Source organism: Mesorhizobium sp. M1D.F.Ca.ET.043.01.1.1 (assembly GCF_003952385.1).
GTDB lineage: Bacteria > Pseudomonadota > Alphaproteobacteria > Rhizobiales > Rhizobiaceae > Mesorhizobium.
The window spans coordinates 1,873,201-1,898,298 of the sequence record NZ_CP034444.1 but is presented as its reverse complement, the minus strand read 5'-3'; the positions used below and the strand labels follow the sequence as shown (position 1 = coordinate 1,898,298).

At 61.6% G+C, this 25,098-nt stretch carries 32 protein-coding genes; 22 read left to right on the top strand and 10 right to left on the bottom strand.

Annotated features, from left to right (window positions below; genetic code table 11):
- The first annotated feature begins 107 nt into the window (after window positions 1–107).
- From EJ067_RS09535 to EJ067_RS09515, 5 genes are all read left to right on the top strand, one after another.
- Window positions 108–1,397, top strand: coding sequence for an RsmB/NOP family class I SAM-dependent RNA methyltransferase (locus tag EJ067_RS09535; RefSeq protein ID WP_126085701.1), 1,290 nt, complete (start codon window positions 108–110; stop codon window positions 1,395–1,397).
- A gap of 95 nt (window positions 1,398–1,492) precedes the next feature.
- Entirely contained in the window at window positions 1,493–1,951 is a 459-nt protein-coding gene (locus EJ067_RS09530) for a PaaI family thioesterase (RefSeq protein ID WP_126085700.1), read from the top strand.
- Between the two features lie 3 nt (window positions 1,952–1,954).
- A complete protein-coding gene (locus EJ067_RS09525) occupies window positions 1,955–2,593 on the top strand; it encodes a 5'-methylthioadenosine/S-adenosylhomocysteine nucleosidase (RefSeq protein ID WP_126085699.1) in 639 nt (212 codons plus the stop codon).
- 174 nt (window positions 2,594–2,767) lie between these two features.
- Window positions 2,768–4,324 carry a glutamine-hydrolyzing GMP synthase gene (gene guaA / locus EJ067_RS09520; protein WP_126085698.1) on the top strand — a complete coding sequence of 519 codons (1,557 nt, stop codon included), beginning with the start codon at window positions 2,768–2,770 and terminating at the stop codon, window positions 4,322–4,324.
- A gap of 292 nt (window positions 4,325–4,616) precedes the next feature.
- Complete coding sequence (locus EJ067_RS09515; protein ID WP_126085697.1) at window positions 4,617–5,873, top strand: site-specific integrase; 1,257 nt, start codon at window positions 4,617–4,619, stop codon at window positions 5,871–5,873.
- Here EJ067_RS09515 and EJ067_RS09510 read toward each other — a convergent pair.
- The gene (locus EJ067_RS09510; protein ID WP_126085696.1) at window positions 5,827–6,123 is read right to left on the bottom strand and encodes an AlpA family phage regulatory protein; all 297 of its coding nucleotides are present in this window, start codon (window positions 6,121–6,123) and stop codon (window positions 5,827–5,829) included. The genes EJ067_RS09515 and EJ067_RS09510 overlap by 47 nt on opposite strands.
- Before the next feature lie 302 nt (window positions 6,124–6,425).
- Between EJ067_RS09510 and EJ067_RS09505 the strand changes: the two genes are divergently transcribed.
- The 6 genes from EJ067_RS09505 (at window position 6,426) to EJ067_RS34520 (ending at window position 13,913) form a co-directional block, all read left to right on the top strand.
- Window positions 6,426–7,616, top strand: a complete 1,191-nt coding sequence (locus EJ067_RS09505) for a DUF932 domain-containing protein (RefSeq protein ID WP_126085695.1) — start codon at window positions 6,426–6,428, stop codon at window positions 7,614–7,616.
- Window positions 7,617–7,765: 149 nt separating this feature from the next.
- Window positions 7,766–9,865, top strand: coding sequence for a ParB/RepB/Spo0J family partition protein (locus EJ067_RS09500; RefSeq protein ID WP_126085694.1), 2,100 nt, complete (start codon window positions 7,766–7,768; stop codon window positions 9,863–9,865).
- 163 nt (window positions 9,866–10,028) lie between these two features.
- Window positions 10,029–11,123, top strand: coding sequence for an ISAs1 family transposase (locus tag EJ067_RS09495; protein ID WP_245468096.1), 1,095 nt, complete (start codon window positions 10,029–10,031; stop codon window positions 11,121–11,123).
- Complete coding sequence (locus tag EJ067_RS09490) at window positions 11,083–12,144, top strand: toprim domain-containing protein (protein WP_126085693.1); 1,062 nt, start codon at window positions 11,083–11,085, stop codon at window positions 12,142–12,144. Before EJ067_RS09495 ends, EJ067_RS09490 begins: the two co-directional genes overlap by 41 nt.
- A 316-nt stretch (window positions 12,145–12,460) precedes the next feature.
- On the top strand, window positions 12,461–13,390 hold the full coding sequence (locus EJ067_RS09485) for a DUF2493 domain-containing protein (protein WP_126085692.1): 930 nt from the start codon (window positions 12,461–12,463) through the stop codon (window positions 13,388–13,390).
- 355 nt (window positions 13,391–13,745) lie between these two features.
- A complete protein-coding gene (locus tag EJ067_RS34520; RefSeq protein ID WP_189510527.1) occupies window positions 13,746–13,913 on the top strand; it encodes a hypothetical protein in 168 nt (55 codons plus the stop codon).
- Window positions 13,914–14,333: 420 nt separating this feature from the next.
- On the opposite strand, the gene EJ067_RS09480 is transcribed toward EJ067_RS34520, so the two are convergent.
- Complete coding sequence (locus tag EJ067_RS09480) at window positions 14,334–14,561, bottom strand: hypothetical protein (RefSeq protein ID WP_126085691.1); 228 nt, start codon at window positions 14,559–14,561, stop codon at window positions 14,334–14,336.
- A gap of 52 nt (window positions 14,562–14,613) precedes the next feature.
- Between EJ067_RS09480 and EJ067_RS09475 the strand changes: the two genes are divergently transcribed.
- The gene (locus tag EJ067_RS09475) at window positions 14,614–15,486 is read left to right on the top strand and encodes an RNA ligase family protein (protein WP_126085690.1); all 873 of its coding nucleotides are present in this window, start codon (window positions 14,614–14,616) and stop codon (window positions 15,484–15,486) included.
- A gap of 4 nt (window positions 15,487–15,490) precedes the next feature.
- Window positions 15,491–15,937 (top strand): hypothetical protein, encoded by a 447-nt coding sequence (locus EJ067_RS09470; RefSeq protein ID WP_126085689.1) that lies wholly within the window; start codon window positions 15,491–15,493, stop codon window positions 15,935–15,937.
- Between the two features lie 142 nt (window positions 15,938–16,079).
- Here EJ067_RS09470 and EJ067_RS09465 read toward each other — a convergent pair whose 3' ends face one another.
- A complete protein-coding gene (locus EJ067_RS09465; protein ID WP_126085688.1) occupies window positions 16,080–16,373 on the bottom strand; it encodes a hypothetical protein in 294 nt (97 codons plus the stop codon).
- Between the two features lie 366 nt (window positions 16,374–16,739).
- Here EJ067_RS09465 and EJ067_RS09460 point away from each other — a divergent pair, with 366 nt between their 5' ends.
- Window positions 16,740–17,048, top strand: coding sequence for a hypothetical protein (locus EJ067_RS09460; RefSeq protein ID WP_126085687.1), 309 nt, complete (start codon window positions 16,740–16,742; stop codon window positions 17,046–17,048).
- Between the two features lie 55 nt (window positions 17,049–17,103).
- Here the strand turns inward: EJ067_RS09460 and EJ067_RS09455 are convergent, their stop codons facing one another.
- Together EJ067_RS09455 and EJ067_RS34515 are read right to left on the bottom strand one after the other, a co-directional pair.
- Window positions 17,104–17,406, bottom strand: coding sequence for a helix-turn-helix transcriptional regulator (locus EJ067_RS09455; protein WP_126085686.1), 303 nt, complete (start codon window positions 17,404–17,406; stop codon window positions 17,104–17,106).
- A 415-nt stretch (window positions 17,407–17,821) separates the two neighbouring features.
- Window positions 17,822–18,043, bottom strand: a complete 222-nt coding sequence (locus EJ067_RS34515) for an RNA-binding protein (RefSeq protein WP_189510524.1) — start codon at window positions 18,041–18,043, stop codon at window positions 17,822–17,824.
- Between the two features lie 95 nt (window positions 18,044–18,138).
- Between EJ067_RS34515 and EJ067_RS09445 the strand changes: the two genes are divergently transcribed.
- Window positions 18,139–18,345, top strand: a complete 207-nt coding sequence (locus EJ067_RS09445) for a hypothetical protein (protein WP_245468294.1) — start codon at window positions 18,139–18,141, stop codon at window positions 18,343–18,345.
- Window positions 18,346–18,781: 436 nt separating this feature from the next.
- The gene (locus EJ067_RS09435; protein ID WP_126085685.1) at window positions 18,782–19,060 is read left to right on the top strand and encodes a hypothetical protein; all 279 of its coding nucleotides are present in this window, start codon (window positions 18,782–18,784) and stop codon (window positions 19,058–19,060) included.
- 38 nt (window positions 19,061–19,098) lie between these two features.
- Here the strand turns inward: EJ067_RS09435 and EJ067_RS09430 are convergent, their stop codons facing one another.
- Both EJ067_RS09430 and EJ067_RS09425 read right to left on the bottom strand, forming a co-directional pair.
- The gene (locus EJ067_RS09430) at window positions 19,099–19,392 is read right to left on the bottom strand and encodes a PilZ domain-containing protein (RefSeq protein WP_126085684.1); all 294 of its coding nucleotides are present in this window, start codon (window positions 19,390–19,392) and stop codon (window positions 19,099–19,101) included.
- A gap of 87 nt (window positions 19,393–19,479) precedes the next feature.
- Window positions 19,480–19,848, bottom strand: a complete 369-nt coding sequence (locus EJ067_RS09425) for a hypothetical protein (protein ID WP_126085683.1) — start codon at window positions 19,846–19,848, stop codon at window positions 19,480–19,482.
- A 285-nt stretch (window positions 19,849–20,133) separates the two neighbouring features.
- Here EJ067_RS09425 and EJ067_RS09420 point away from each other — a divergent pair, with 285 nt between their 5' ends.
- A complete protein-coding gene (locus tag EJ067_RS09420; RefSeq protein ID WP_126085682.1) occupies window positions 20,134–20,415 on the top strand; it encodes a hypothetical protein in 282 nt (93 codons plus the stop codon).
- A gap of 21 nt (window positions 20,416–20,436) precedes the next feature.
- Here the strand turns inward: EJ067_RS09420 and EJ067_RS09415 are convergent, their stop codons facing one another.
- The 3 genes from EJ067_RS09415 to EJ067_RS35215 all read right to left on the bottom strand — a co-directional run bounded on the left by EJ067_RS09415 (window position 20,437) and on the right by EJ067_RS35215 (window position 22,277).
- Window positions 20,437–20,820: a hypothetical protein gene (locus EJ067_RS09415; protein WP_126085681.1), complete on the bottom strand. Its 384-nt coding sequence runs from the start codon at window positions 20,818–20,820 to the stop codon at window positions 20,437–20,439.
- Window positions 20,798–20,977 (bottom strand): hypothetical protein, encoded by a 180-nt coding sequence (locus tag EJ067_RS09410; protein WP_126085680.1) that lies wholly within the window; start codon window positions 20,975–20,977, stop codon window positions 20,798–20,800. Before EJ067_RS09410 ends, EJ067_RS09415 begins: the two co-directional genes overlap by 23 nt.
- A gap of 910 nt (window positions 20,978–21,887) precedes the next feature.
- Entirely contained in the window at window positions 21,888–22,277 is a 390-nt protein-coding gene (locus EJ067_RS35215; protein WP_245468237.1) for a hypothetical protein, read from the bottom strand.
- Between the two features lie 22 nt (window positions 22,278–22,299).
- Between EJ067_RS35215 and EJ067_RS35210 the strand changes: the two genes are divergently transcribed.
- The 5 genes from EJ067_RS35210 (at window position 22,300) to EJ067_RS09385 (ending at window position 25,078) form a co-directional block, all read left to right on the top strand.
- Window positions 22,300–22,791, top strand: coding sequence for a thermonuclease family protein (locus EJ067_RS35210; RefSeq protein WP_348639524.1), 492 nt, complete (start codon window positions 22,300–22,302; stop codon window positions 22,789–22,791).
- 633 nt (window positions 22,792–23,424) lie between these two features.
- Window positions 23,425–23,748: a DUF736 domain-containing protein gene (locus EJ067_RS09400; RefSeq protein WP_126085679.1), complete on the top strand. Its 324-nt coding sequence runs from the start codon at window positions 23,425–23,427 to the stop codon at window positions 23,746–23,748.
- Window positions 23,749–23,931: 183 nt separating this feature from the next.
- Window positions 23,932–24,192 (top strand): DUF2285 domain-containing protein, encoded by a 261-nt coding sequence (locus tag EJ067_RS09395; RefSeq protein WP_126085678.1) that lies wholly within the window; start codon window positions 23,932–23,934, stop codon window positions 24,190–24,192.
- A 120-nt stretch (window positions 24,193–24,312) separates the two neighbouring features.
- Complete coding sequence (locus EJ067_RS35205; RefSeq protein ID WP_245468235.1) at window positions 24,313–24,636, top strand: DUF6499 domain-containing protein; 324 nt, start codon at window positions 24,313–24,315, stop codon at window positions 24,634–24,636.
- Entirely contained in the window at window positions 24,536–25,078 is a 543-nt protein-coding gene (locus tag EJ067_RS09385; protein ID WP_348639523.1) for a DUF2285 domain-containing protein, read from the top strand. Before EJ067_RS35205 ends, EJ067_RS09385 begins: the two co-directional genes overlap by 101 nt.
- Window positions 25,079–25,098: the final 20 nt, after the last annotated feature.

The window sequence follows — 25,098 nt, the reverse complement described above, 5'->3', positions numbered from 1 at the left end:
ATGGCCATGGACGGGTCGCTTTTGGCCCCGCCGCAACAGAAATGTTTCAATCGGAGCAGGAAAGGCTCTAAGAGCAGGGCTCGAAGCAACGGTTGACGGAAGCGAGAATGCGACTGGGCGGAAGGCTGGCGGCGGCCATCGAAGTTCTGGAAGATATCGGCAGGCGCCACCGGCCCGTGGCCGACGCCCTGCGCGACTGGGGCCTGTCGCACCGCTTTGCCGGCGGCGGCGACCGCGCGGCGATCGGCAACATCGTCTACGACGCGTTGCGCCGCAAGCGCTCGGCCGGATGGCTCTTCGACGAGGACACGCCGCGCGCCATCGGCTTCGGCGCGCTGCTGCTCGAATGGGGCCAGACGGCGCAGTCGCTGAACGATGCGCTCGACGGCGACAAGTTCGCGCCGCCGCTGCTCAGCGCCGCCGAACTAAAGGCGGCAGCCGGCCGCAGGCTTGCCGATGCGCCGGATGCCGTGCGGGCCGATGTTCCGGACTGGTGCGCGCCGCTCTTCGATCGGGCCTATGGCGAGGCCTGGGTCGAGGAGGGGGCGGCTCTTGCGATGCGTCCGCCGCTGGACCTCAGGGTCAATGCCTTGCTGTCCGACCGCGGCAAGGTGCTGGCCGAACTCCAGGGCACGGGTGCGGCACCTGCGGCAATCGCGCCGCACGGCGTCCGCATCCCGCCGATCGACGGCGACGGCAGGCATCCGAACGTACAGGCCGAGCCCGCCTTCCAGAAAGGCTGGTTCGAGGTTCAGGACGAGGGCTCGCAGCTTGCCGCAGCGCTTGCCGGCGCCGAGCCTGGCATGCAGGTGCTCGACTATTGCGCCGGCGCCGGCGGCAAGACGCTGGCGCTCTCGGCCGAGATGGACAATCGCGGCCAGGTCTTCGCTCATGACGCGGAGAAGGTGCGGCTGGCGCCGATCTTCGAGCGCATCCGCCGCGCGCACGGCCGCAACATCCAGGTCGTCAGCAAGCCCGCCGAGCTCGCGCCGCTCACCGCGCATATGGACATCGTGCTGATCGACGCGCCCTGCACCGGCAGCGGCACCTGGCGGCGGCGGCCCGACGCCAAATGGCGGCTGACCGACAGACAGCTCGATGCCCGCAAGGGCGAGCAGCAGGCGATCCTCGACACGGCGCAGGCGTTCGTGAAGCCGGGCGGACTGCTCGTCTACATAACCTGCTCGGTGTTCGATGGCGAAAACGGCGAGCAGGTCGCGGCTTTCCGCGAGCGCCATGGCAACTTTGAGCCGGTCGACCATCGCCGGCTCTGGGACAGCCATTTCCCCGGCCATGAAGGCCAAGCCCGCATCGCCGACGCCGGCGGCATCTCGCTGTCGCCGGCGCTCAGCGGCACCGATGGATTCTACTTCCACGCCTTGCGCAAGGTGGCCTGAGGGCAGCCGGCGTTTTGCTGCGCTGCAACATAAGAGATTGCCTGTCCTGCCCGCCTCTGCAATAAGCTTCGCCAGCAAAACGTGAGGCGAAGGCCATGGCAGCCAAGATCGTACCCGCTCCCGACTATGAGGATCGCGTCAGGACTTCCTTTGCCCGCCAGAAGGCGATGGCCACCATCGGCGCGGAGCTGACGCTGGTCACCCCCGGCATCATCGAGATCGAGATGCCTTACGCGCCGTCACTCACCCAGCAGCACGGCTTCCTGCATGCCGGCGTCATCTCGACCGCGCTGGACTCCGCCTGCGGCTATGCCGCGTTCTCGCTGCTGCCGCAGAATTCCAGCGTTCTGACCATCGAATTCAAGGTCAACCTGCTCGCGCCGGGCAGGGGCGAGCGTTTCCTGTTCCGCGGTTCGGTGACCAAGCCCGGGCGCACCATCATTGTTGCCGACGGCCAGGCCTACGCCTTCGCCGCCGACGGCGAGGCCAAGCTGATCGCCACCATGACCGGCACCATGATGACGGTTGTCGGCCGCGACGGCATCGAGGGGTGATCCATGGCAACCGTTGCGCGGATAGCAGAAAAATCCGTTCTCTTCGTCATGGCGGCCGAGGCCGAATACGGACCGCATCTGAAGAAACTCTTCACGCCGCTGATGACCGGCGTCGGTCCGGTCGAGGCCGCCGTGCGGCTGGGCGCGGAGCTCGCGACGCTGAAAGCCGAGGGCGCGCTGCCGGATCTCGTCGTCTCGCTGGGCTCCGCGGGAAGCCGCACGCTCGAGCAGACCGAAATCTACCAGGCCGCGTCGGTGAGCTATCGCGACATCGACGCCTCGCCGCTGGGTTTCGAGAAAGGCGCCACGCCGTTCCTCGACCTGCCGGCGACGCAGCCGCTGCCCTTCGTCATCCCCGGCATCAGGAGCGCTGCGCTGTCGACCGGCGGCGCGATCGTCACCGGTGCCGGCTATGACGCGATCGATGCCGACATGGTCGACATGGAGACCTTTGCCTGCCTGCGCGCCTGCCAGCTGTTCGGTGTGCCGCTGATCGGCCTGCGCGGCATTTCCGACGGCGCCGCCGATCTGAGGCATGTCGGCGACTGGACCGAATATCTTCACGTCATCGACGAGAAGCTGGCCGCGGCAATAGGGCTGCTGGAGCAGGCGATTGCGTCCGGCGCGATCCGCCTTACCTAAAACAGGCTGCGTGAAAAAGATACGCGCGACCTGCTTCATGCCTTTGATTTCAAGCATGTCTTTGTTCCGAAACCGGAGCCACTTTCGGCAGACATGCTTTAAAGGCCTTGAATGGACCGAAAGCCGCAGCGCGCCACCATTGCGCCGAATCGGTTCTTTCTTTAAAGGCTCGCCATGACGACACATCCCGACACCGTTCTCATCATCGACTTCGGCAGCCAGGTCACGCAGCTGATTGCGCGGCGCGTGCGCGAAGCCGGGGTCTATTGCGAGATCGTTCCGTTCCAGTCCGCAGCCGAGGGCTTCCGCCGCATCCGGCCGAAGGCCGTCATCCTTTCGGGCAGCCCGCACTCGACTGTCGACATCGGTTCGCCGCGCGCGCCCGACGAAGTCTTTTCCGCCGGTATTCCGGTGCTCGGCATCTGCTATGGCGAGCAGACGATGTGCGCCCAGCTCGGCGGCAAGGTCGAGGCCGGCCATCACCGCGAGTTCGGCCGGGCCTTCCTGGAGATCGAGGACGATTGCGCGCTGTTCGACGGCGTCTGGGCCAGGGGAACGCGGCACCAGGTCTGGATGAGCCATGGCGACCGCGTCACCGCCATTCCCGCCGGGTTCAAGATCGTCGGCACCTCCACCGGCGCGCCCTTCGCCGCCATTGCCGACGAGGCGCGCAAGTTCTACGCGGTTCAGTTCCACCCCGAGGTCGTCCATACCCCGGATGGCGCGAAGCTGCTGAGCAACTTCGTCCACCATATCGCCGGTCTCGCCACGGGCTGGACCATGGCAGCCTATCGCGAGCAGGCGGTCGAGGCGATCCGCAAGCAGGTCGGCACGGGCAAGGTGATTTGCGCGCTGTCGGGGGGCGTCGATTCCTCGGTCGCGGCGCTCCTCATCCATGAGGCGGTCGGCGACCAGCTGACCTGCATCCTGGTCGACCACGGCCTGATGCGCAAGGACGAGGCGAAAGGTGTGGTGGAGATGTTCCGCCAGCACTACAACCTGCCGCTGATCCTGGTCGACGCCTCCGATCGCTTCATCACGGCGCTCGAAGGCGAAAGCGATCCGGAGAAGAAGCGCAAGACCATCGGCCGGCTGTTCATCGAGGTGTTCGAGGAAGAGGCGAAGAAACTCGGCGGCGCCGATTTCCTGGCGCAGGGCACGCTCTATCCCGACGTCATCGAGAGCGTCTCCTTCTCCGGCGGGCCTTCGGTGACGATCAAGTCGCACCACAATGTCGGCGGCCTGCCCGAGCGCATGAACATGAAGCTGGTCGAGCCGCTGCGCGAACTGTTCAAGGACGAGGTGAGGGCGCTGGGCAAGGAGCTCGGCCTGCCCGAGAGCTTCATCGGCCGCCATCCGTTCCCGGGTCCCGGCCTTGCCATCCGCTGCCCGGGCGGCATCACCCGCGAGAAGCTGGAGATCCTGCGCGAGGCTGACGCCATCTATCTCGACGAGATCCGCAAGGCCGGCCTCTACGACGCCATCTGGCAGGCCTTCGCCGTGCTTCTGCCGGTGCAGACCGTCGGCGTGATGGGCGACGGTCGCACCTACGAATTCGTCTGCGCGCTGCGCGCCGTGACCTCCGTCGACGGCATGACGGCCGATTTCTACCACTACGACATGGCGTTCCTCGGCGCTGCCGCCACCCGTATCATCAACGAAGTGAAAGGCATCAACCGCGTCGTCTACGACGTGACGTCCAAGCCGCCTGGAACAATTGAGTGGGAATGATTCAGGCCTAGCCGAACGTCGCCGAATTTACGCCAGAGTTCGACCTAACTCCCTGAAATTAAAAATAATTTCTGCCGGCAGCTTTCGCTGGCTATCGGTGCGCATCGTTCGGTACTGCCGTACCGGTTGCCGGACCTCCACCGTATTGCCACGATGATTTTTTGCCAGTACCGTCACGTCATAGCGGGCTCATGACGGTACTTTCGTCAGGCTAAACGTCTGAAAATCAAAGGTAATTTCCGCCACTTGACCCTCAAAACCTGATGACGGTACTTTTGGAAAGGCAGTCGGGATGCTGACGGATGCCGCCCTCAAGGCATTGAAACCAAAGGAGAAAATCTACAAGGTGGCCGACCGCGACGGGATGTATGTCCGCGTGATGCCGAGTGGCGCTATCTCTTTTCGCTTGGACTATAGACTTAACGGTCGTCGCGAGACCGTCTATCTTGGCAAATACGGCCGCGACGGAATCTCTCTCCTACAGGCGCGCGAGAAATGCCTCGATGCCCGTCGAGCTGTCAGGGAGGGCCGCTCTCCTGCCATCGAGAAGCAACGGGATAAGCGGCGACTGAAAGAAGCAAAGAGCTTTGGCCAGTTTGGCGACAAGTGGCTGACTCTGGCACCCATGGCGGACAGCACTCGATCAATGCGCCGGTCTATTTACGAGCGCGAGCTTCTGCCGGTTTGGCGCAATCGGCTGCTGACCGAAATTACGCCGGACGATCTTCGCGCCCAGTGTGCCAAGATCGTCGAGCGAGGAGCGCCGGCAACCGCGATCCACCTCCGCGACATTCTCAAACAGATCTACGGCTTCGCAATTCTCCATGGCGAGAAAGTATCGAATCCAGCCGACGACGTTGGTCCGGCATCGATCGCCAACTTCGTTCCGAGAGATCGCTCGCTATCTGCAACCGAAATCCGCGTCATGCTCAAGATGCTGGAGAAGGTCGCCACTCTTCCCACTATTCGCCTTGGCCTTCGACTTATCCTGCTCACGATGGTGCGAAAGAGCGAACTTCAGGACGCAACCTGGGACGAGGTTGACTTCGAAAGTGCGGTCTGGACCATCCCCAAGGAACGGATGAAGCGATCGAAGGCTCACAATGTCTATTTGTCACGCCAATCACTCGACATCTTCATTGCACTCAAGACCTGCTCGGGGAACTCACGTTTCGTGCTGCCGTCGCGCTACGATGCAGATGCGCCAATGTCGCGAGCAACCTTCAACCGCGTCACCTATTCGGTCGCCGAACAGGCGAAGAAGGAAGGCCTGCCGCTTGAGCCGTTCACCGTGCACGACCTTCGGCGCACGGGCTCCACTCTTTTGAACGAACTAGGGTTTAACAGCGACTGGATCGAAAAATGCTTGGCTCATGAGGACGGCCGATCTTCCCGCGGTGTCTACAACAAGGCGGAATACGAGATCCAGCGCCGCCACATGATGCAGGAGTGGTCGGACATAGTCGAAGCATGGGTTGAGGGGAGAAAACGGCCCGTCGTGCTCATGCCCCCGACGATGACGGTCTTTGATCCTGATCCCGCACTTTAACCGGAGAGGTCTTTCTCAAGGTTACATCTGGGTGGGGCGAACGACGGATGGAAATCGTCCGGCGAAGCTTCAGCCACATTTCAACCTCGGCCAAATCCCAGACGACACAGCGAGGTGTCAAAGCGAAGCGCCGTGGGAACTCACCCCGCTGCTCCATTTCATAAATAGTGGAGTCGGCCAGCGGGATAATTTCGCGCAGTTGCTTGCGGCGTATTGTTCGCCTGACTGCAGTTTCGTTGATGCCAATCACAGCCCTTCTCCTCGTCACTTGGCTTCAGGAGATTGAAATCGCTCATGCCAACGATAGAAAGATAAAAATCGGAGACTCGTAGCCCGGCGCGTCGTATCGCGCAAATAGGTCGAAGCGAGCCTAGGGGAGATGCCGGTCGCCTCTTCCGAACGGCAGTTCGCTGAACAGTCTTGTTCCTGCTTGCTTGCCGTGCGCAAGCCGCTTTCCGCGCTGCGACGCTGCCAGAGTGAGAGTTCGGATCAGGCTCCGTGACGGGGTAAGGGCTGGGAGAGGTCTCCCGGCGCCCGTCATGGAGATAACCCATGACACAAGTTTTGGACGCCACCCGCGATCGTTCCGGCGGCTATAAGGTGGATTTCAGCCGCGGCGAGCGCATTGGCCGTGTTTCCTCCGAATGGTTCTCGCGCCCGGCCGATGAGCGATACCTGTCCTTGTCGGAGCTATTCGAGGCGGTGCAACTGCGCACCGAGCGGAGCCGGACTAGAACCGTGGAGAGCGCGGCTATCCGGATAGAGGCGAGCCGCGAGGACGCCGAGCGGTTGACGATGGTGCTGCCGGGCTCCGAGATTCCGGTCACCCCGACCCATTGGAGCTTCGGTCAACTCGCCAGCCTCGTTGGCGCTCCGGCCGCTTACCTGCGCCAGCTTCCAGCGCCGCTGGCCGGGATCAATCTTCAATACGGCCTTACGTCCCACCGCGCCGAGCAGGTGAAGACGCTCGAGATCGAGAACGGCCGCATCGAGTTGCGCGCCGTCACCGGCCCGGATTACGGCCGCATCTTCGACCATGAACTGGTAGCTGCCGTGCAACGTATCGCCGGCAACGGCACCGGCGACACCCGGTGGAAAGTGCCGGGCGTGCTCGACTGGTCGAGCGGCGTCTACAATCCGCGCGTCGATATCACGAAGGACACCACGACGCTTTATGCCTCCGACCGCGACGTCTTCCTTTTCCTAGTCGACGACCTCAATCCGATCGAGGCCGGCCGGTTGCCGGACGGCTCACCCGACCTCTATTTCCGCGGCTTCTACTGTTGGAACTCGGAGGTCGGTGCCAAGACGCTCGGCATCGCGAGCTTCTACCTCCGCGCTGTCTGCCAGAACCGCAATCTTTGGGGCGTGGAGGATTTCGAGGAGATCACCATCCGCCATTCGAAATACGCGGCCCCGCGCTTTGCGCACGAGGCAGCACCTGCGTTGACCCGTTTCGCGAACTCTTCGCCGATGCATTTCGTTAACGGCATCAAGGCGGCACGGGAGCGGATTGTTGCCCGCACAGACGAAGATCGCAACGAGTTCCTTCGCAAGCGCGGCTTCTCCAAGGCTGAGACCGGGAAGATCATCGAGACGGTGCTGACCGAGGAAGGCCGCAAACCCGAGAGCGTGTTCGATTTCGTGCAAGGCATCACCGCTGTCGCTCGCGACAAGATGCATCAGGATGCTCGGCTCGATCTGGAGGCGCGGGCGAAGAAGCTGCTCGACCGGGCAACCTGACTTCCAGGAAGCCCGAGATGCTGGCTGCGTCCTTTCTTCTCCGCCGGTTCTGCGGCGCCGTCCTCTAGAGTCAGAGGGCGGCGCTCCGCTCGTGACGGGTTGGAGGCCGAGAGAGAGGCTTTCGGCCGCCCGTCGCGGAGTACATCGCCATGGCTACTGCTGCTAAGAAAATCACCTTGTCGCCCTCGCGCGACATCCCCTTCAACAAGCTCGTTCTCAGCCAGTCGAACGTCCGGCGCATCAAGGCCGGCGTGTCGATCGAAGAACTGGCCGAGGACATCGTCCGGCGCGGCCTGCTGCAGGGCCTCAGCGTCCGGCCGGTCGTGACCGAAACCGGTGTCGAGACCGGCATGTTCGAGATTCCCGCCGGCGGCCGGCGCTATCGGGCCTTAGAACTGCTGGTCAAGCAGAAGCGGCTCGCCAAGACCGCTCCTGTGCCCTGCATCGTGCGTGAGGAGGGTATCGCCGAGGAGGACTCCCTGGCCGAGAATGTCCAGCGCGCGCCGCTGCATCCGCTCGACCAGTTCCGCGCGTTCCTGGCGCTGCGCGAGAAGGGCCAGTCGGAGGAAGAGATCGCCGCTACTTTCTTCGTCTCGGTCAATGTCGTCAAGCAGCGCCTCAAGCTGGCTTCGGTGTCGCCGACGCTGCTTGATATCTATGCCGAGGACGGTCTGACGCTCGACCAACTCATGGCATTCACCGTCTCGGGCGACCATGAACGCCAGGAGCAGGTGTTCGAGTGTCTGAAAACCTCCTACGAGAAGCAGCCCTATGCCATCCGGCGCATGTTGACCGAAGGTGCCGTTCGCGCATCCGACAAGCGGGCGCAGTTCATCGGCCTGGACGCGTATATTGAGGCCGGCGGGACGATCATGCGCGACTTGTTCCAGGGCGATGACGGAGGCTGGCTGCAGGATGTCGCGCTGGTCGATCGCCTCGTTGCTGAAAAGCTGGAGCGTGAGGCCGAGACGATTTGCGCAGAGGGCTGGAAGTGGATCGAGGTCGCGCCGGACTTTGCCTATGGCCACACATTCGGGTTGCGGCAGCTTCGCGGCGAGCCGGTGCCGCTTACCGCCGAGGAGGAGACGACGCGCGAGGTCATGCGGGCCGAGTACACTCGGCTCTCCGAGGAACACGACAGCGTCGAGGACCTCCCGGAGGTAATTGATAGCCGCCTCGCCGAATTAGAGGCGGCGCTCGAGTCTTTCGACGACAGGCCGCTCGCCTTCGAGCCCGCCGAAGTCGCTCGCGCAGGTGCTTTTGTCAGCATTACACCTGACGGCTCCGTGCGTATCGAGCGCGGCCTTGTCCGCCCGGAGGACGAACTTCCGGTTGAGCCGGATGCCGGGTCGGCCGAAGAGGAGGATGAGGGTGGCGCGGCGGCCGCAAACTGTGATGGTGGCAGCGACACGGCGGACGACAAATCGCTGTCCGATCCAGAGGAAGACGAAGGCCTGTCGCCAATTTCCGACCGGCTCATGACGGAACTGACGGCGCATCGCACGCTTGGCTTGCGCCAGGCGCTCGGCGAACGGCCACAAGTTGCCTTCCTCGCCGCATTGCAGGCGCTCGCCCTGAAGGCTTTTTACCAATATGCCTCGGATAGCTGCCTGGAGCTGGAAATGAAGTGCGTTAGCTTCGGCGCCCAAGCTCCGGGATTGAACGACAGTACCTGCGTTCAGGCGATCCGCGCCCGCCACGAAGACTGGGCCAAGGCGCTGCCAAAGGAGTCCGCCGATCTGTGGGGCGTGCTTCAGGAGTGGGATGGCGATCGTCAAGCCGCGCTCTTTGCTCATGTCGTGAGCCTGTCGGTCAACGCTGTTCATGAAGCGTGGAACCGGCGGCCGCGTGCGCTCGCCCATGCCGACCGGCTGGCCCGGGCTGTCGACCTTGACATGACCGTGGCCGGCTGGCGACCGACCGTGGACAACTTCCTCGGCCGCGTGACCAAGGCCCGGATCCTCCAGGCGGTCACCGAAGCGAAAGGTCAGCCGGCTGCTGACCGGATAGCGCACCTCAAGAAAGGTGACATGGCGAGCGAGGCGGAGATGCTGATCGCCGATAGCGGCTGGCTGCCCGAACCGCTGCGTACACCGGTGCGCGAGGCACAGGTCGAGGAAGCGCGAGCGTCGGAAACGGTCGTCGAAGTGACGGCGGAGAACGACGGCGAAACGGCCATGGCCAAACCCGACGCCTTCGCCGAAACTGATGGAGCCCAGACAGCCCATAGCTCGATCGCGGCTGAATGAGCTCTGCCAAGTCTTTACCTGGCCCGCCGGCAACGGTGGGCCTTTCCTTTGGAGGCCTGCTGTGAAGGTAAACGCCCATGACCTTGCACGTCGTCTTGGCCGCCAGGCCAGGGGAATCGCATATGGCTTTTTGGGACTTGAAGTTGGCCTGAGAAGGGATTCTTTGGGCAGGCAGTCGAACGAGGGAGAGACTGCCATTTCCAGCCTTGAGAGCTATTTCGGCGCGCTACCCGATCCGCGCGCCGGCAATGCCACGCATCGGCTTGGCGATTTGATCGTGATGATGATCGCGGCGAGCCTGTGCGGGGCGAGCAATGCGACGGAGTTCTCGTTGTTCGCGCAAGAGCGCAAGCAGGCGCTGTCGCGGTTGATCGCGTATGAGGTGGCGCCCAGCCACGATACCTTCTCGCGGCTGCTGCGGCTGCTCGATCCGGAGGCGTTCAGCCGTGCCTTTGCCGCCTTTGCCGCGGGCTTCGCGCGGGCGTGTGAGGAAGTGGTCTCGCTCGACGGCAAGGCGCTGCGGCGAGCCTACGAGAAAGGCCTTGCAGCCAGTCCTCCCCTGACGGTGTCGGCTTTTGCCGCCGAGACGCGGCTATGTTTGGCGGCGGTCTCGCCCGGCGAGGAAGAGAATGAGGTCGAGGCCGCCCTCAAAGTCATCGAACTTATTGATCTTACTGGACGATTGGTCACAGCCGATGCGCTCCACTGTCACACGCGCATGGCAAAGGCCATCACCGAACGGGGCGGCGACTACCTGCTCGCGCTCAAAGGCAATCGTCGCCATTGGGTCGGCCACGCCAATCGCCATCTGGCCGAGACCGCCCCCGCAGTCGCGGAGCGGACCGAAACCAGCCATGGCCGCAGCGAATGGCGCCAAGCCGAGGTCGTGGTATCGGCTGAACCGCTGATGGCCGGCCACAAAGCCTTCATCCGCATCACCAGCCGGCGCGACCAGGCCAAGCCGCTGACGCGCCTGTTCATGGCTTCCACCTTGCTGTCACCCCAGCAAGCCCTCGAGCTCACCAGAGCCCATTGGCAGATCGAGAACGGCCTGCACTGGATGCTGGATGTTCATCTGGACGAGGATCAATCCCGTGCCCGCAAGGACAACGCCCCCGCCAACACCGCCCTCCTCAACCGCATCGCCAGAAATCTCCTTCAGGCCGCAGATGTCGATAAAGTCCCCATCAGTCACCGCATCAAGAAATGCGCTTGGAATGACGGCTATCTCATCCAGGCCATCACCCATATGCGATAGCCCTGCCCGCCAGGCGGAGGCGGTCTGTCGCAACTATCTCTCAAACGGCCGACGCCAGGGCAACTATTGGCAGGTTGGCGACGCCCGAAACATGCCAGGAAGATCGATGTACGTGCGACTGAACGACTCTCCCAAGGGCTCGGCCGGCAAATGGACCGACGCCGCCACTGGCGAGCATGGCGATCTGCTCGACGTCATTCAGCAATCGCTCGGCCTGCTCGACTTCAAGGATGTGGCCGACGAGGCGCGCAGCTTTTTGTCGATGCCCCGGCCGTCGCCTGATCCAGCCGAACGTGGAATGCGAGCACCTCCCACTCCAGCAGGTTCTGCCGAGGCGGCGAGGCGGCTGATCTCGATGTCGCAGCCGATCTTAGGAACGCTTGTGGAGACGTATTTGCGTGGACGCGGGATAACCGCGTTGCACGAAACCGGTAGCCTGCGGTTTCATCCGCGCTGCTACTACCGTCCCGGCGAGGACGCACCCACCGAGACCTGGCCCGCTATGATCGCGTCAGTGACCGACCTCGATGGCAAGCTTACCGGCGCGCATCGCACCTGGCTCGATCCGGCTGGGTTCAGCGAGGTTCATCTCGGCCGTGCTCCGATCAATACACCCCGACGGGCCATGGGCGACCTGCGTGGGCATGCGGTCCATTTCGGGGTTTGCAATGACGTGATGGCTGCGGGCGAGGGAATCGAGACCATGCTGTCGCAACGCTCGGCGCTGCCGGCCATGCCGGCTATCGCCGCCCTATCCGCGGCGCATCTCTCCGCCATCCTGTTCCCCGAAACACTGCGGCGTCTCTACATCGCGCGCGACAATGATCTTGCGGGTGATGGAGCGCTGGCGACCCTCGTCGAACGCGGCAATTCGGCGGGCATCGAGACGATCGTCCTCACGCCGCAACTTGGCGATTTCAATGAAGACCTGCGTCTGCTCGGTCTCGATGCGCTCAAGGCTTCCCTACGGGTTCAGATCGAGCCGGAAGACGTTGTCCGCTTCATCGCCCAGCCGGCCTGACCCCGAGGTAGCGAGCGCTGGCAAATCGCTGACGTGTTCGCTGCGGGTCGAGTTTCCCTGCCGGAGAGAGCCGCGCCGTGGCCTTCCAGAGGGCGATCGGTGCGCCGCTCGGTCCGGTCCGGCAATGGCTACGCCCGGCTATTTTCCGTCGGCCCTGCGGGCCTTTCCATCGCGAGACAAAATAGCCGGCCTTCGTCATCCTCCACTGGCGTTCCGGCCCTTGGCTGCCGCCGCGGGTGCAAGACCGAACCGACCGTCGCTTTCGTCGCCATGAAGGCCGCGATGGGCGCGGCCGGTCCAGCACAAGGAAGCTTTCATGAGCGATCACGATCACCTCGCCTTCGAGCCACCGCACGCGTCATCCCCAATGGATCATGTCCTTCAGGAACTCCAACTCTATGGTTGCCGGCGCCTCGAAGACGAGCCCGATCCGCGCCCGCTTCCGGAGGCCGGCCTGGTCGCAGCCAGCATAGCCGACATCTTCGACGCCCTCGTGGCGGCACTCTGCGACACGCGCCTCGAGCCCGACCTCGAAGAATTGCTCTGGGGGACGGTCAATCTGTTCCATCGCGCGACCAATCGGATCGAACGCGAACTCGATGACAATGAGCTCTCGCAGAAACGCCTCCAGCGCGAACAGGATGGATCCGAGGTCAAGTCGGTCGAACTTGAACGGCTAACGGTCGAAGGGCAGACACTCCTTGAACGCCGCGATGCCTTCGAGTTGATGCGCGATGAGGCTGCCGAACACTTCGAGCGTCACACGCACTCGATCTGGCGTCCGCGTGCAGGCTCCAAAGTCAGCCATCGCAATCTCACAGCAGCAATGATCGACAGCCGCGATTTCCTCGCAGCGAAGAAGCGTGCAGACAGTCAGTCCCTTTTGCCCCCGGGACCCAAGATCGCTTTCACCGGCGGGCTCGACTTCAATGACCATCGCCTGATCTGGGCCAAACTCGATCAGGTCCGTGCCAAACATCCGGACATGGTGTTGCTGCACGGCGGATCACTCAGGGGCGCGGAGTTGATTGCGGCCAAATGGGCTCACAACCGCAAGGTCCCACAGATCGCCTTCAAGCCGGACTGGACAAGGCACGCCAAGGCCGCTCCCTTCAAACGAAACGATGCCATGCTCGACGTGTTGCCAATCGGCGTCCTCCATTTTCCCGGCACAGGCATACAGGACAACCTTGCCGACAAGGCCCGCCAGCTTGGTATCCCGGTCATGAAATTCGGCGCCGCTTGATGAGCGCCCCTCGACCTGCGCGAGACAACGGCATCTTCGTCGACATTTATGCCGGTCCGTGACTTAACCTCGGGTATGACAACTGGTCCGGCTGCGATGAACGTGAGCCGGCGAGCCTCTGACGTCTCGTCCTCACCGGCTCCTGGAGCCGAAACTGCGAACCGAGCACCGCGCTCATAGGCGCAATTCCTTGGTCCACCCGAGGGCCTGATGCCATCAACCCGTAAAGGGTCGGACTACGCAAAGCGTGCCGCCGTTTCGGCTTTGCCTTCACGGTGATTGCGGCCCTCGGACGGACACATCGGGCGCCTGTCACGCGGGGACGGATCCCCGCTTCCAAACAGGAGCCGGATCGATGTCTCTCGCAGAAGCAAACGCCTTCGCCTTCAGCCTTGCCACCACTCTGATGGTCAGCATCGTCATTTTCCGGGCCGGCGATGGCACGCTCGCCGTCACTCCCGCAGACGAATACGACGGGGACCCGACGGAGATCGTCGGCGAAATCGATCCCTACGCCGAATAGCCAAGGCAATGCTTGGGCTGCGAGGGCCGAACAGCCGCAACGACCACTAGATGTTTAGTCCCGGCATTTGCTGGAGCGGATTTAGCCTGAAGCGTTCGGGTTGGATGGCCCACGCCTTGCAAATGAGCTCGTCGTGGCGCTCCCATGCAGAACCTGGCCCATAGTGTCCTTCGATTGGAGGATAAGGATGCCCCATCAAAGCCTGGGATCAAACACTCGTCGCTCTCACACTGCCGTATCCGACCATCCACGCAAGATTGGACCCGGCTTCTGAAAGAAAGATCGCCGCGCGAGGAACCCCAAGTCCTCAAGCCCGGCGCACCCATCCTGATCCCCATCAGGTGCCGGTGGAGGAACCGGCAATTTGTTCAGTGCAAGACCGTTGCCAGCATTCTGGTCCCGAAGTGAGACAGCCAAGCTCTATGTGATGCTGCTTGCGGGTGGCATCTGGCGCGAGAGCAGGGTCAATTTATCGACGGTCGCCACAATAGCCGTAGCCAGTGCTTCAGCGTCATGCATCGGGTCGGGACCATGGAGGGCGTTGACGGCGTCTTCACTCGGCAAAACCCCAGGCGGGCAATATTCCTCGATCGTGCGCCTGATCAAGGTCAGCGCTGCCCGGCACTCGGCAATGTCGATCGTCGCCATAATCAATTAAACATGCAATTTTGCTAAAATGTTCCGCAGTCGGGATATGAGCATGCGTAGCGTTCGTGAGCGGCTGACGTTCATCAAGCCAATGGAGCCCGAACTCGTCGAGCACCCGCCTGCCGGCGACGGCTGGTCCCATGAGATCAAGTTCGACGGCTACCGGACACAAGTTATCAAGGACGTTGGCGGCATCCGCTTCTTCACCAAGAACAGTTTCGACTGGACGGCCAAATATCGGCCGCTTGCGGAGGAAGCCGAAGCGCTCGAGGCGGAACGCTTCATCATCGAAGGTGAGATGATCGTGACCAACGAAGCCGGACTGTCAGACTTCCATGCGCTCCGCTCGGCCATCACCAGGCGCCCCCAAGAGCTCTACCTGGTCGCGTTCGATCTGCTCCACCTCAACGGCCACGATTTACGCGACATGGCACTGAAGGACCGCCGCGAAGTCTTGCAGGCGCTCATCCCGGCCGGCGGACATATCCAGTTCAGCGAGGCGCTGCCAGGTGCTGGTGACGCCGTCTACCACCTTGCTTGCGACGCTGGCCTGGAGGGCATCGTGTCGAAGCGGCTGGACAGCCCCTACCGCAGCGGCTCGACGATGAACTGGCGCAAGATCAAGTGCTACGTCGAGAAGGAAATGGACATCATCGGCGTGAAGCGCGAGAGCGGGAAACCTGCGATGGTGCTGATGGCGGACAGGGGGCGATACATGGGCGGCGCGTTCGTGACCTTCAAAGCCGACAAGCGGCAAGCGCTTTGGGACTTGGCTCAGGAAAAGTCCGGCGCTCCTCCGCCGAAGGGCTTGGCGAAGGAAAAGGCGGAATGGTTGAAGCCCGGCTTGATCGGCCGCGTGAAATTCCTGAAGGGTGAGGAGAAGCTGCGCCACGCGTCGCTAAAGGATTTCCGAGAGGAGAAGTAGCGTCATGTCAGATGAGGTGCGTGAAATCATTCAAAGGTTGGTGGACGTGGAAACGAAGAGTTGGGATGAAAAGGACATCGAGCCCTTCCTGGCCATGATCCATCCTGACATGGCGTGGCCATTTGCGCCGAACGCAGACGCGCACGATCCAATCGACTGGGTGTTCGTGTTGGGGCGTTTCGATGAAGAGGGATGGCGTCAAGGCTACAACGAACTCTTTGCCGCTCATGACCTGATCCACAATCACCGCAAGACCGCGAAGATCGAAGTGGCTCCGACAGAGGACGCGGCTTTCGCCGTGGTCGACATCGACACCCTTTGGCGAAACAGAGCGACAGGCGCTGATTTTCAGTGGAAGGGTCGAGTCTGCAAAATCTATACGAAGCTCCGAACGGGTGAATGGAAGTTCTACTGGCAAACCAGCGCGCTCAATTTCCCGCCGAGGCCATAGCACCCGCGACCGCTGGTGGCCGTCCGATTTGCGCTCCATCGATTCTGATGGACCGCGTGCCCGTCTAGCATCAAAATTTGACATCAGCCAGACGGGCGCGAGAACTGCCGCGCCAACGGCCTGTCACGAAGCGACGCGATTGTCAGCGGGCCTTGGCTGATGGCGCCGTCTTGTCCTGCGTGGCCGCCGGCATGTCCCTGGTCGCGGCACCCGTCTGGGTGTCGGTGGCCGGGACGGTATGGTCTTCACCCGACAGCGGACTTCCCCCACCAGGCACGTCCTCGGCTGTCGGAGCCGTGTTGTTTATGCCGTTCTGGAACGGCTGGCTGTCGGTCGTCAAACCGCCTGCCTCCGTGGCGGTAAAAAGGTGATCGGCTGCCGACGCGGGGCCGGCGAGCAGCGAAAATGCTGCAATGATGATAAGTGTTCGCATCATCGGTCTCCAATTTCTTGTTTGGAGTTCAACGTCCCGTCCGATGCGCGACCTTAAGTTGCCCGGCAGGGACGGCCGTCCCTTCATGTCTTCAACGCAGCGCCCCGTCCCCTTATTCCCGAAGAAGCGAAGTCGGACCAATGCTCCGGAGTTTAGGACCTCGGTCGCGGTTGCAGACTTATTGGTGACTGGACAATCTATCGTGGTGTCGACGTAAACCATTCTCCCTCCGGAGCTGTCGACGCTAGCCCGGCCCGCAAATCCTGTGTCACCTCGATAAGCGAGCCGGGCTACGGGAGGATCCCGAAAGTCTAGCCGTGTAAGGTTCCTTCGCGGCGGAACGCTTCGCCATTTCGAGAGGAGTGATCCATGCGCATGATGCTCGTGACAGCAGCGTTTCCGATGGTTTCAAATGCGGCATTCGCCCAAGAGCAAGTTGCTCCAGAGCAGCAGCCACGATGCTGGCTGGGATCGACGAGCTATTCCCCTGGAGCAACGGTTCGCGCAGGAGAGGGTGTCATGTTGTGCACTCCCTCGTTTGTATGGGAGACCAGCAAGGCGGCAGCGTCCGGTTGTGTCTTCGAACAAAAATTCTTCAACACTGGCGCCATCCATGAAGGCAATGAGTGCCAGCCAGATGGCAGCTGGGCGACGATCTCAAAGCCAGACCAGAAGTGATCGCGGAAGCCCTAAACGCTTTCACCATAGCTATTTTGTGCGGCTGCTTCCTCCTTTATGTCGGCGCGCCTTTTGTCTGCCGGCGGCGCCACCTTCTATTGTCGGTTTGGCGACCACCGTTCTGACCTTCAGAGCGGGCTAGCGACGGGCTCCCTTCGGAAAAGACAATTCCCGCCTCTTCCAAAGCTCGCCGCATTGCGGCGACATTACTGGGTTTCGGTCTGCTAGAGCCGTTCTCGAATTCGCAGATCGTCGATTCGCTAAGATTGGCCTTGGCAGCGAGTCGCACTCGCGACCAGTTCAAGAGAGCTCGTGCTGCTCTTAATTGTTCTGCTGAGAGTTGGTCTCGGCTGGCCATAGGTGTGGAACATTCAATGTCTCTAAAATGTTCCGGCTGCTACCACAGACGGCGTCATACGCCGGGACCTCGTCGCCAAACGCCGATGCCTGCCCTTGGTGTGGGCGAGTGCAGCTTAGTCAAGAAATCGCTAATGGACCATTGGCCGGCGCGGGCTGCAAAATGGCTGCAGTCTAGCCGCGCCCTGGAACCCAGCTTCCGGGACCGGCCCGGCCCGCGAAAGCCTGTGTCACCATGATAAGCGAGCCGGGCTGGGGTGTTCCCACCAGCGCGCTTTTGCCATTCAGTTTTCGGAAAATTGTTCGGAACCGAATACCGCTCTCGCGATTATCAGGATGACGGCCGAACCCCCTCCGAGGCCGTCAGCACTTGTACCAAAGCACAAGCCCGCCACTCCCTGAGACGGCGGGCTTCTCTATGCGCCTCTGGCCGTGCGCTGCTTTGAAAGCGTCCGCCACAAAGCGTCTTCTTCCGTCATGCCGTCCAGAAAAAGGCGGACCACTTCCCGTGCCAGGGCCTCTCTTTGCTCTCTGTCCTTAAGCGCCAGCCGACGCTCGGCGCACAGCCTGTCAAATACCCGCTGGAGCAAGTCCAGATCAGCGGGATAAACCACGCCGCCATTGTCTGAGAGGGGCATGATAGCCTCCCTCGATAACCCGCCGACATTTTGCCATCAGCAGCGCCGTCCGAAAACTGTAAATTTGTATGGAACCGCGGCGCAAAAAGTTGAACATGCAAGCCTTTCGATCATTTATTTGCATGCACGGAGAACACGACAACCCAGGACTCCATGAGGGTGCCATTGACGTGCTGGCCGACCGCCTGGTCCGGGAGGCAGGGGTTACAAAAGAGCAGGCTCGCGAGCTGATCAGGTTGATCGGGATCGACTGGAATTCGCTGCTTCGCGAGGCCTATTTTCTGAAGAAGCGGGCACGCTAGGCCGATCCCGGTAGGACAGTCTCGACGAGGTCTAACCCGGCTTGAAATCGGCACAGTCGGTGACAAAATAACAGGCAGGGTTTTAGCCAATTGAGGGTTGCCTAATGCCCCTGTCGCGTTACGACGGAATATTCGAGCCTTGTGACCTAGACCTGCTCCAGCAGGTGTTCGATCGACTCTGTGATGAGCGCCGTCTGACCCAAAAGGACCGGCATCAGAGGGAAGCTCTCGCTGAGGAAGTCATCCGCGCCTTCCAAAACGAAATTAAGGACGAAGCCGAGCTACGGCGAGCACTTTCGCAGCCTGGCAAAACTTAGCGGCAGCCCGCCAGTTGATGGACGCGGAGCGGTTCTTCGCGAGGGCTAAGGGTGCTTTCGAAACAAATTCTGGCCGAGGGCGTTTCCTTGGGAGTATTTTCAAGAGTCCACCAAGGCGCATGCCCATCTATCGCTTTCATGTTGATAACGGGGAGTTCAATCCCGATGCAGACGGAGTTGAGCTCCCGGATTTGAATGCCGCTCGGGTAGAGGCCGTTCGAGCCGCCGGCCAAATGATAAACGATAACAAGCAATCTTTCTGGCAACACGCAGAGCCCTGGATGATGCACGTGACGGACGGTGAAAACCGTCTCTTGTTCTCGCTTCAGTTTACAGCGAAGATCCCCTCAGGCGATGCCCTTTACATCCCAAGAATTGAAGAAGGCCCAGCCATCTAAGCAGCCGGGCAGCGCGCGCACGTGCTGCCCCTCGGCATTCAACCATAATGGAACTTCGGCTTTGGCTCGGTGCCCTCGAATTCAACACCTACGCGATCATTCTTGCGCCATCGAACAACAGTCCTGTAAGCAATCCCGTCGACAGGGACGTAGAGCAGAAAGCGTTCTGGAATCTGAATGTCTGGAGCGACCTTCAGTTCGGCTCCTTTGGAATGCTGATTGCGTAGAGAGCAGCTGATTTCCGAGTTTTGGAAACTAGTGATGATGGAACCGCCCTTCAGTACGCGCGGGCGATGTTCTCGACGAGGGCCTGCTGGAGGTGTGTTTTCCATAGGCCTATAACGTGACCGAGCTTCCAGCGCTCCGTCCAGTCACAAAGATGGTTACGAAAAAGCCCGGCCACCGAAGCAGCCGGGCTTTTAACCGTTCGCTCGGTTATAGAACCAATGATCTCGGCCAGTTCCATTAGGATCACTGAGGGTAAGCCCCAGCAGCAATCCCAACGCGGCGCCGAGAAAGAAGGCCGTTGAAACCGTTCCAGGATTATTTTGGACGGCTCCCGAAACCGACTGAACCCCGGTCCGGAGCGCCCGAGCAGTCCGGCCGGCGCCATCGGCAGCGCTTTCATACCAGCCTGCTGCCTCTTCTCCAACTTCTTCGGCGCGCTCGGCCAGCGTCCGTTTGATCTTGTTGATCTCGCGTTTCAACTGCGCAACTTGCTTCTCTAGCGCCTCCTGAGCTTCGCGCTGATTCATGCTCGGCGTTGATTCGTCGCTTGCATCCGGCATTGGCTTCCTCCTTACGTCGGTCGCTCAACGGCCGACCTCAGAAGATAGTTCCGGCAAAGCTAAGGCCCGCCACCGTGAGGCAGAGGGCCGTGTTTCATGGACCGATCCCCGGTTAGCGAAAACCACAGAGCAGGCGCACGAAATCCACTTCCCGACGCCTGGTTGGAATCCGAAGCGCCGATGAAGCGAACTAGTTGGCCAGTCCCCAAAAGCCTATTGGCAATCTGCCGGCAATCAGGAATATAATCCTCGCCGGTGCGGCGACCCCCATTCACGAGGATCGCCATGGCGATGAAATTCCCCTTCTCAGAAGACACGCTCGGCAAGAAGCTCGAAGCCGGCACCGGCCTTTCCGTTGATTGCCTCACCTGCAAGCGCAAGGCCACCCTGGATGTTGCCGAACTGGTGCGGCGGGTCGGGCCGGATCATGGAGCGATGCACTGGGATCTGATCAAGGTGATCTTCTGCCACGAGTGCCGCGCCGCCGGCCGCGATGACCGGAATCTGCAGTTCACAAGCCATGCGGTGACGCCGGAAAGGAGGAAGGGGTGGACGCCTTGCCCATAGGCACGCAAGCGCCGCAAGGTTTTAGTCGATCTGGCTGCGCCGCCCGTCCAAGGTAAAGAAGGTGATATGGCGCCGATCTCGATCGAATTCGCAGGACCCGATCGATCGGCCAGGAGCGTGGGCCTTGTTCCGCATCTCGAACTCAATCGTCACCTTCGTAGGATCGACCTGTTCGATCGCGCCGATGGCTTTGTATGCCGATGCGCGCTCGTGGGACTTCAACATCAAAAGGAAGGACTCACAACGAGCAACCGGCGTCTGCACCAGAGACGGCGCAGGTTGGGAAATCGTGAGCGCGTAGGCACATCGCCCTGCTATCACCAGACTTACCGCCACGCCGAAGGGAGAGAGGTTGTTCCTCGCCGGGCGTTGATGGCCGGGCTTATTTTTTAAGAGGCGTATCAAGCCCGAGCCTCGCGCGTTCGCTGTTGGCGAAGGCTTTTGCATCTGCTTGAGAACGGAAGCCCTTGATGCTTACCGCGCCGTCCTCGATGACGCGCACATAATGCCTATTTGCGAGTTCCTCGATCTCAACCGACCACTTCCATGGTTGCTTGTTCATTGGTCCCCCGTTCATCCAAGGCGCCAAGTCATAAAAAATGATCGCCAGTCACCCGCTGCATCGCAGGAGGCAGCGGGTGACTGGCAACTGTGACCGGCGATAAAGGGACTCATAAATCGCCAGTCCGGAAGGCAATGAGGATAGTGGGCTATATGTTTCACGATATGGACCTATGCGCGCGGTGACGGGACTTCGGTCGCAGCTGGCGGTCGACTGCGTGCCCGTAACCGGAACGAATAAATAGAGCTCCGTTGACCGGATGCTGGCAGCTCCCGCTAACGGCGGTTGAGCGCAAGCGGAGGCTCCAGCGCTTGATGAGAGGTATGCGCTGGAGCGGCCTGGTAGGAGCGAAGGATATGCAAGACCCTCGGAACAGTGTCCTGGAAGCTCGATGGCTTCTCGCCGTACCCGCTTCGCTTGCCCTGACTGTTCTGTTGGCCGGGCTGTTGCTTTCCTGACCGAGGCGGGAGCGGCATCGTCAACCGCGAGAAGCGCGGCATGCGCGCCAAATAAGATAAAGCTAAGATGCTGGCTGCTGGCGGCGATCGCGCCTTGACTTGCTGCTCGACGAGATCGCCTGGCGACATGGGTGCCAGCGCGTCGACGCCAAGCCGTTCGACGTCAAGAACATCTGCGGCGCGATCTATGCGAACATTGGAGCCGGCTGTGTCTGACAATGTTGCCGCGCTCGAGCAACTGCGTGCCGAAAGTCCCGGCGCGGTGTCAATCGCCGCCGGCATTGCAGCGTTGCGCGATCGGCGTATAGGAATCTGCCGAGGACCTTCAATCATTTGTGGGCACGTTCGCGGCCGAGAGACGTCGCGCGATCCGCTTCGACCGTTTTACAGACGCGACCTAACCTATATGCTTCGAGCCACTTTTGCCCGATTTTACAGGCAAGCGGCTGGTATCAAACGGAAAGGGCTAGCTTCTGGGGCCTTCTCAAAAAGTTGTTCACCCCCAAATGAGGCCCGCTGGTGCAAAGCGCTGTCGGGGCGCGCGATTGGCAGGCGCGCCGCTTCGGCTCGTGCTTGTAACGGTCGCCGCGGTCTCCGCCCTGGTCACGCAATTCGTTCTGCACAACAGCGGGCCGCTGCCGGAAATCAACCTGCAGAAAATCATCAAACCGAGGCCGGTATCGATCGCCGGCGTCGCCTCGGTGATCGACGGCGACACGATCGAGATCCACGGCCAGCGCGTGCGCTTCAACGGCATCGACGCGCCGGAGAGCCGTCAATATTGCGACGACGCGAAAGGCTTCGAATATCCCTGCGGCCGTCGTTCCCGAAGCGCTGGACAAATTCCTGGCAGCCTCCAGGCCGGTGCAATGCGCATTCGTGACATGGGACCGCTACGGGCGCATTGTCGGCACCTGCACGCGGGCGGATGGAACCGACGTGGCCGCCTGGATGGTCGAGCAGGGGCAAGCTCTGGACTGGCCGAAATACAGCAACGGCGGCTATGCTGCGCAACAGGGCAAAGCGCAAGCAGCGAAGCTGGGATTATGGGTTGGCAACTTCCAGACGCCCTGGGATTGGCGAGTGCAGCACAGCGATGATGTGCAGGTACCGTCAACGCCTGTTTCGCCTTCGGCAACGCCGGCTGCAACATCAAGGGCAACATTTCGGCAGACGGGGAACGCATCTATCATGTGCCCGGACAGAAATATTACAGCGTCACCGTCATCAGCCAAGCCAAGGGCGAAAGGTGGTTCTGCTCAGAAGCGGAAGCAGTGGCAGCCGGCTGGAGGCGTTCGAAGCGATAGTGCCCTTGGACACCGCTTCGGGCGCGTCGCATCCGATGCGCCATCGTGACCTCAGATCACCACGACGTTCGAGCCCAGATGGCACGAGTGGCAAACCGGCGTTCCCTGGGGCCCAGGCACGGCACTTCGAACACACCACGACCAACGGTTCACCGGCCCGTATCCTCAAGCTGGCTATGGGTTTGGCGGTCTCGGATGCGTTTCGTTAGGCGCTGACTGGCACGCCCGATGGGTCGCGACCGACAGCGAATTCTGCGGTGCGAGCCGAAGTAACTCGCTACCGGCGCCACGCGCAAGGCACTCATCGGGGAGGCGAGCATGCGTGCCCCGGGGCTGAGCGAGCGTACTGATCGTGAGAGTGCCACTTGCCGAGACGGTCGGTTACGGCAGCCAAAGCTTCCTGGATCCAGCGTCGCGAGCACACCGAAGCGGTCTCATCGATTGGTGTTTCTGGTCTGAAGGCCGGCGTTTGCCTCGATCGTCGGTGTCGCAATGGCAGCTCACGACTTTCTTCCCCTGACGGCTGCGCCGTCATTCCTCGCGAAACAACAAAGTCATTCCCACGCCATCCTCCGCTCCGCTTCGGCCCTTTGGGTGCGCCGACGATCGCCTTCGACCTACCGACCACCATCGAGACCGCAATGGTGCGGCTCGAAAACAGACAGGATCAAGGAGAACCATCATGGCTACCATCGGCACCTTCAAGAAGTCCGGCAACGAGTTCACCGGCGAAATCGTCACGCTCAGCGTCCAGGCCCGCGGCGTCCGCATCGTCCCCGAAACCCGCGCCAACGGCGAGAACGCCCCCAGCCACCGTGTCTTCGTCGGCCGAGCAGAGATCGGCGCGGCCTGGGCCAAGCAGTCCAACGAGGGCCGCAACTATCTAGGCCTCAAGCTCGACGATCCGAGCTTCACCGCCCCGATCTTCGCAAACCTCTTCGACGACGAAGACGGCGAGGGCTACAGCCTGATCTGGTCCCGCCCGAGCCGCCGCAACGCGGAATAGGCGGCAAACAGGTTCCGCCCGGGCCAACCGGGCGGAACCTCAAGTCCCCACTGGAACTGAACCGCGCAAGCGCGAGCGATGCCAGGACAGCATCGCGTGATGCTCCTTGAGCCTCCTCCGGCGCCGACGTGACATCTGTAAGATTTGTGTTTTACGCATGGGATGTTGGGGAAGTGCAAAATCATGATCGAGCCGTTCGACGATACCGCTCCCACGGGCGACGAACTCACAGACTATGATCGTAGCCACGTTAAGCTCTACATGCGCCTGTTCGATGCTGACGCCGACGGCGCCGATTGGCGCGAGGTGGTCAAGGTTCTCTTCGGCATCGACCCGGCAAAGGAGCCGCAGCGCGCTCGAAATGTCTACGATAGCCACCTGGCGCGGGCGCGCTGGATGACGCGCACTGGGTACCGTCACCTTCTGCGCCAAACTGACATCTAGTGAAAATTTGCAGGGTGATGCTGAAGGAGCATCACCCGATGCGTCTTCGGGGTCTTCCGCCATTCACCAGAGCCGGGAATCGATTCGCGCACAACCTGCAGTTTTAGCGAGGAGTGCCCGATGAAGCCCGACACGTCGCATTGGCGAAACAATAAAAGTTACGACTTCTTCGACGACCTGCCCATCGAAGGCATGGCTTGGGAATGTCTGCGCCGCTCAGACGCTTATCAGCAGCACTATCTGGCACTGGTGCATGAGGGAACCGAGCAGGATCCCCTCTCAACCGAAGCACAGGCACGCTGGGGGTTGCGATTTCGCGGCCCGGCCGGACCTGTCCGCATTGATGCAAGAGGTTCTGTGGTCACCGCTTGCAGATCCCGCGGTGGTAACCCTCATGCCATCGCCGGATTTCCTGTCATGCGTATCCCCCACAACGCCCGTTGAGTTCGGCACGCCGCGCGAGAGTCCGCAGGGATTTCATGCCATCCGGAATGGTGGGATCGCGACACAGCTTCTCCTCCTTCCCGGCAGCGCGGCGAGCCGGTCCCTCACGGCTTTGATCCCGCTTGATTCCCAAACGCTCGGGCGGGTCGAGGCTCTGGTTCGTTTCTGGCGCTCCTGTCACGGCCGGCCGGTGGCGCCTGATACACGCATGACGGTTCAGCAGAGGCGCCGCCTGCGCCTGATGATGCAGGCGGCCGACGGTCGCACGAACGGCGCCAGCTACCGTGAAATCGCGACCGCCTTCTATGGGGCAGGGCGTGTCGCCTCCAATCCGTGGAAAACATCGTCGCTTCGCGACACCGTGATCGGGCTGGTCAAAGGCGGCGGAAACTTGATTGCCGGCGGCTATCTGCAACTGCTGCGCCACCGTCTGCGCGCCTAGCGCCTCGGGGTGGCAATTTC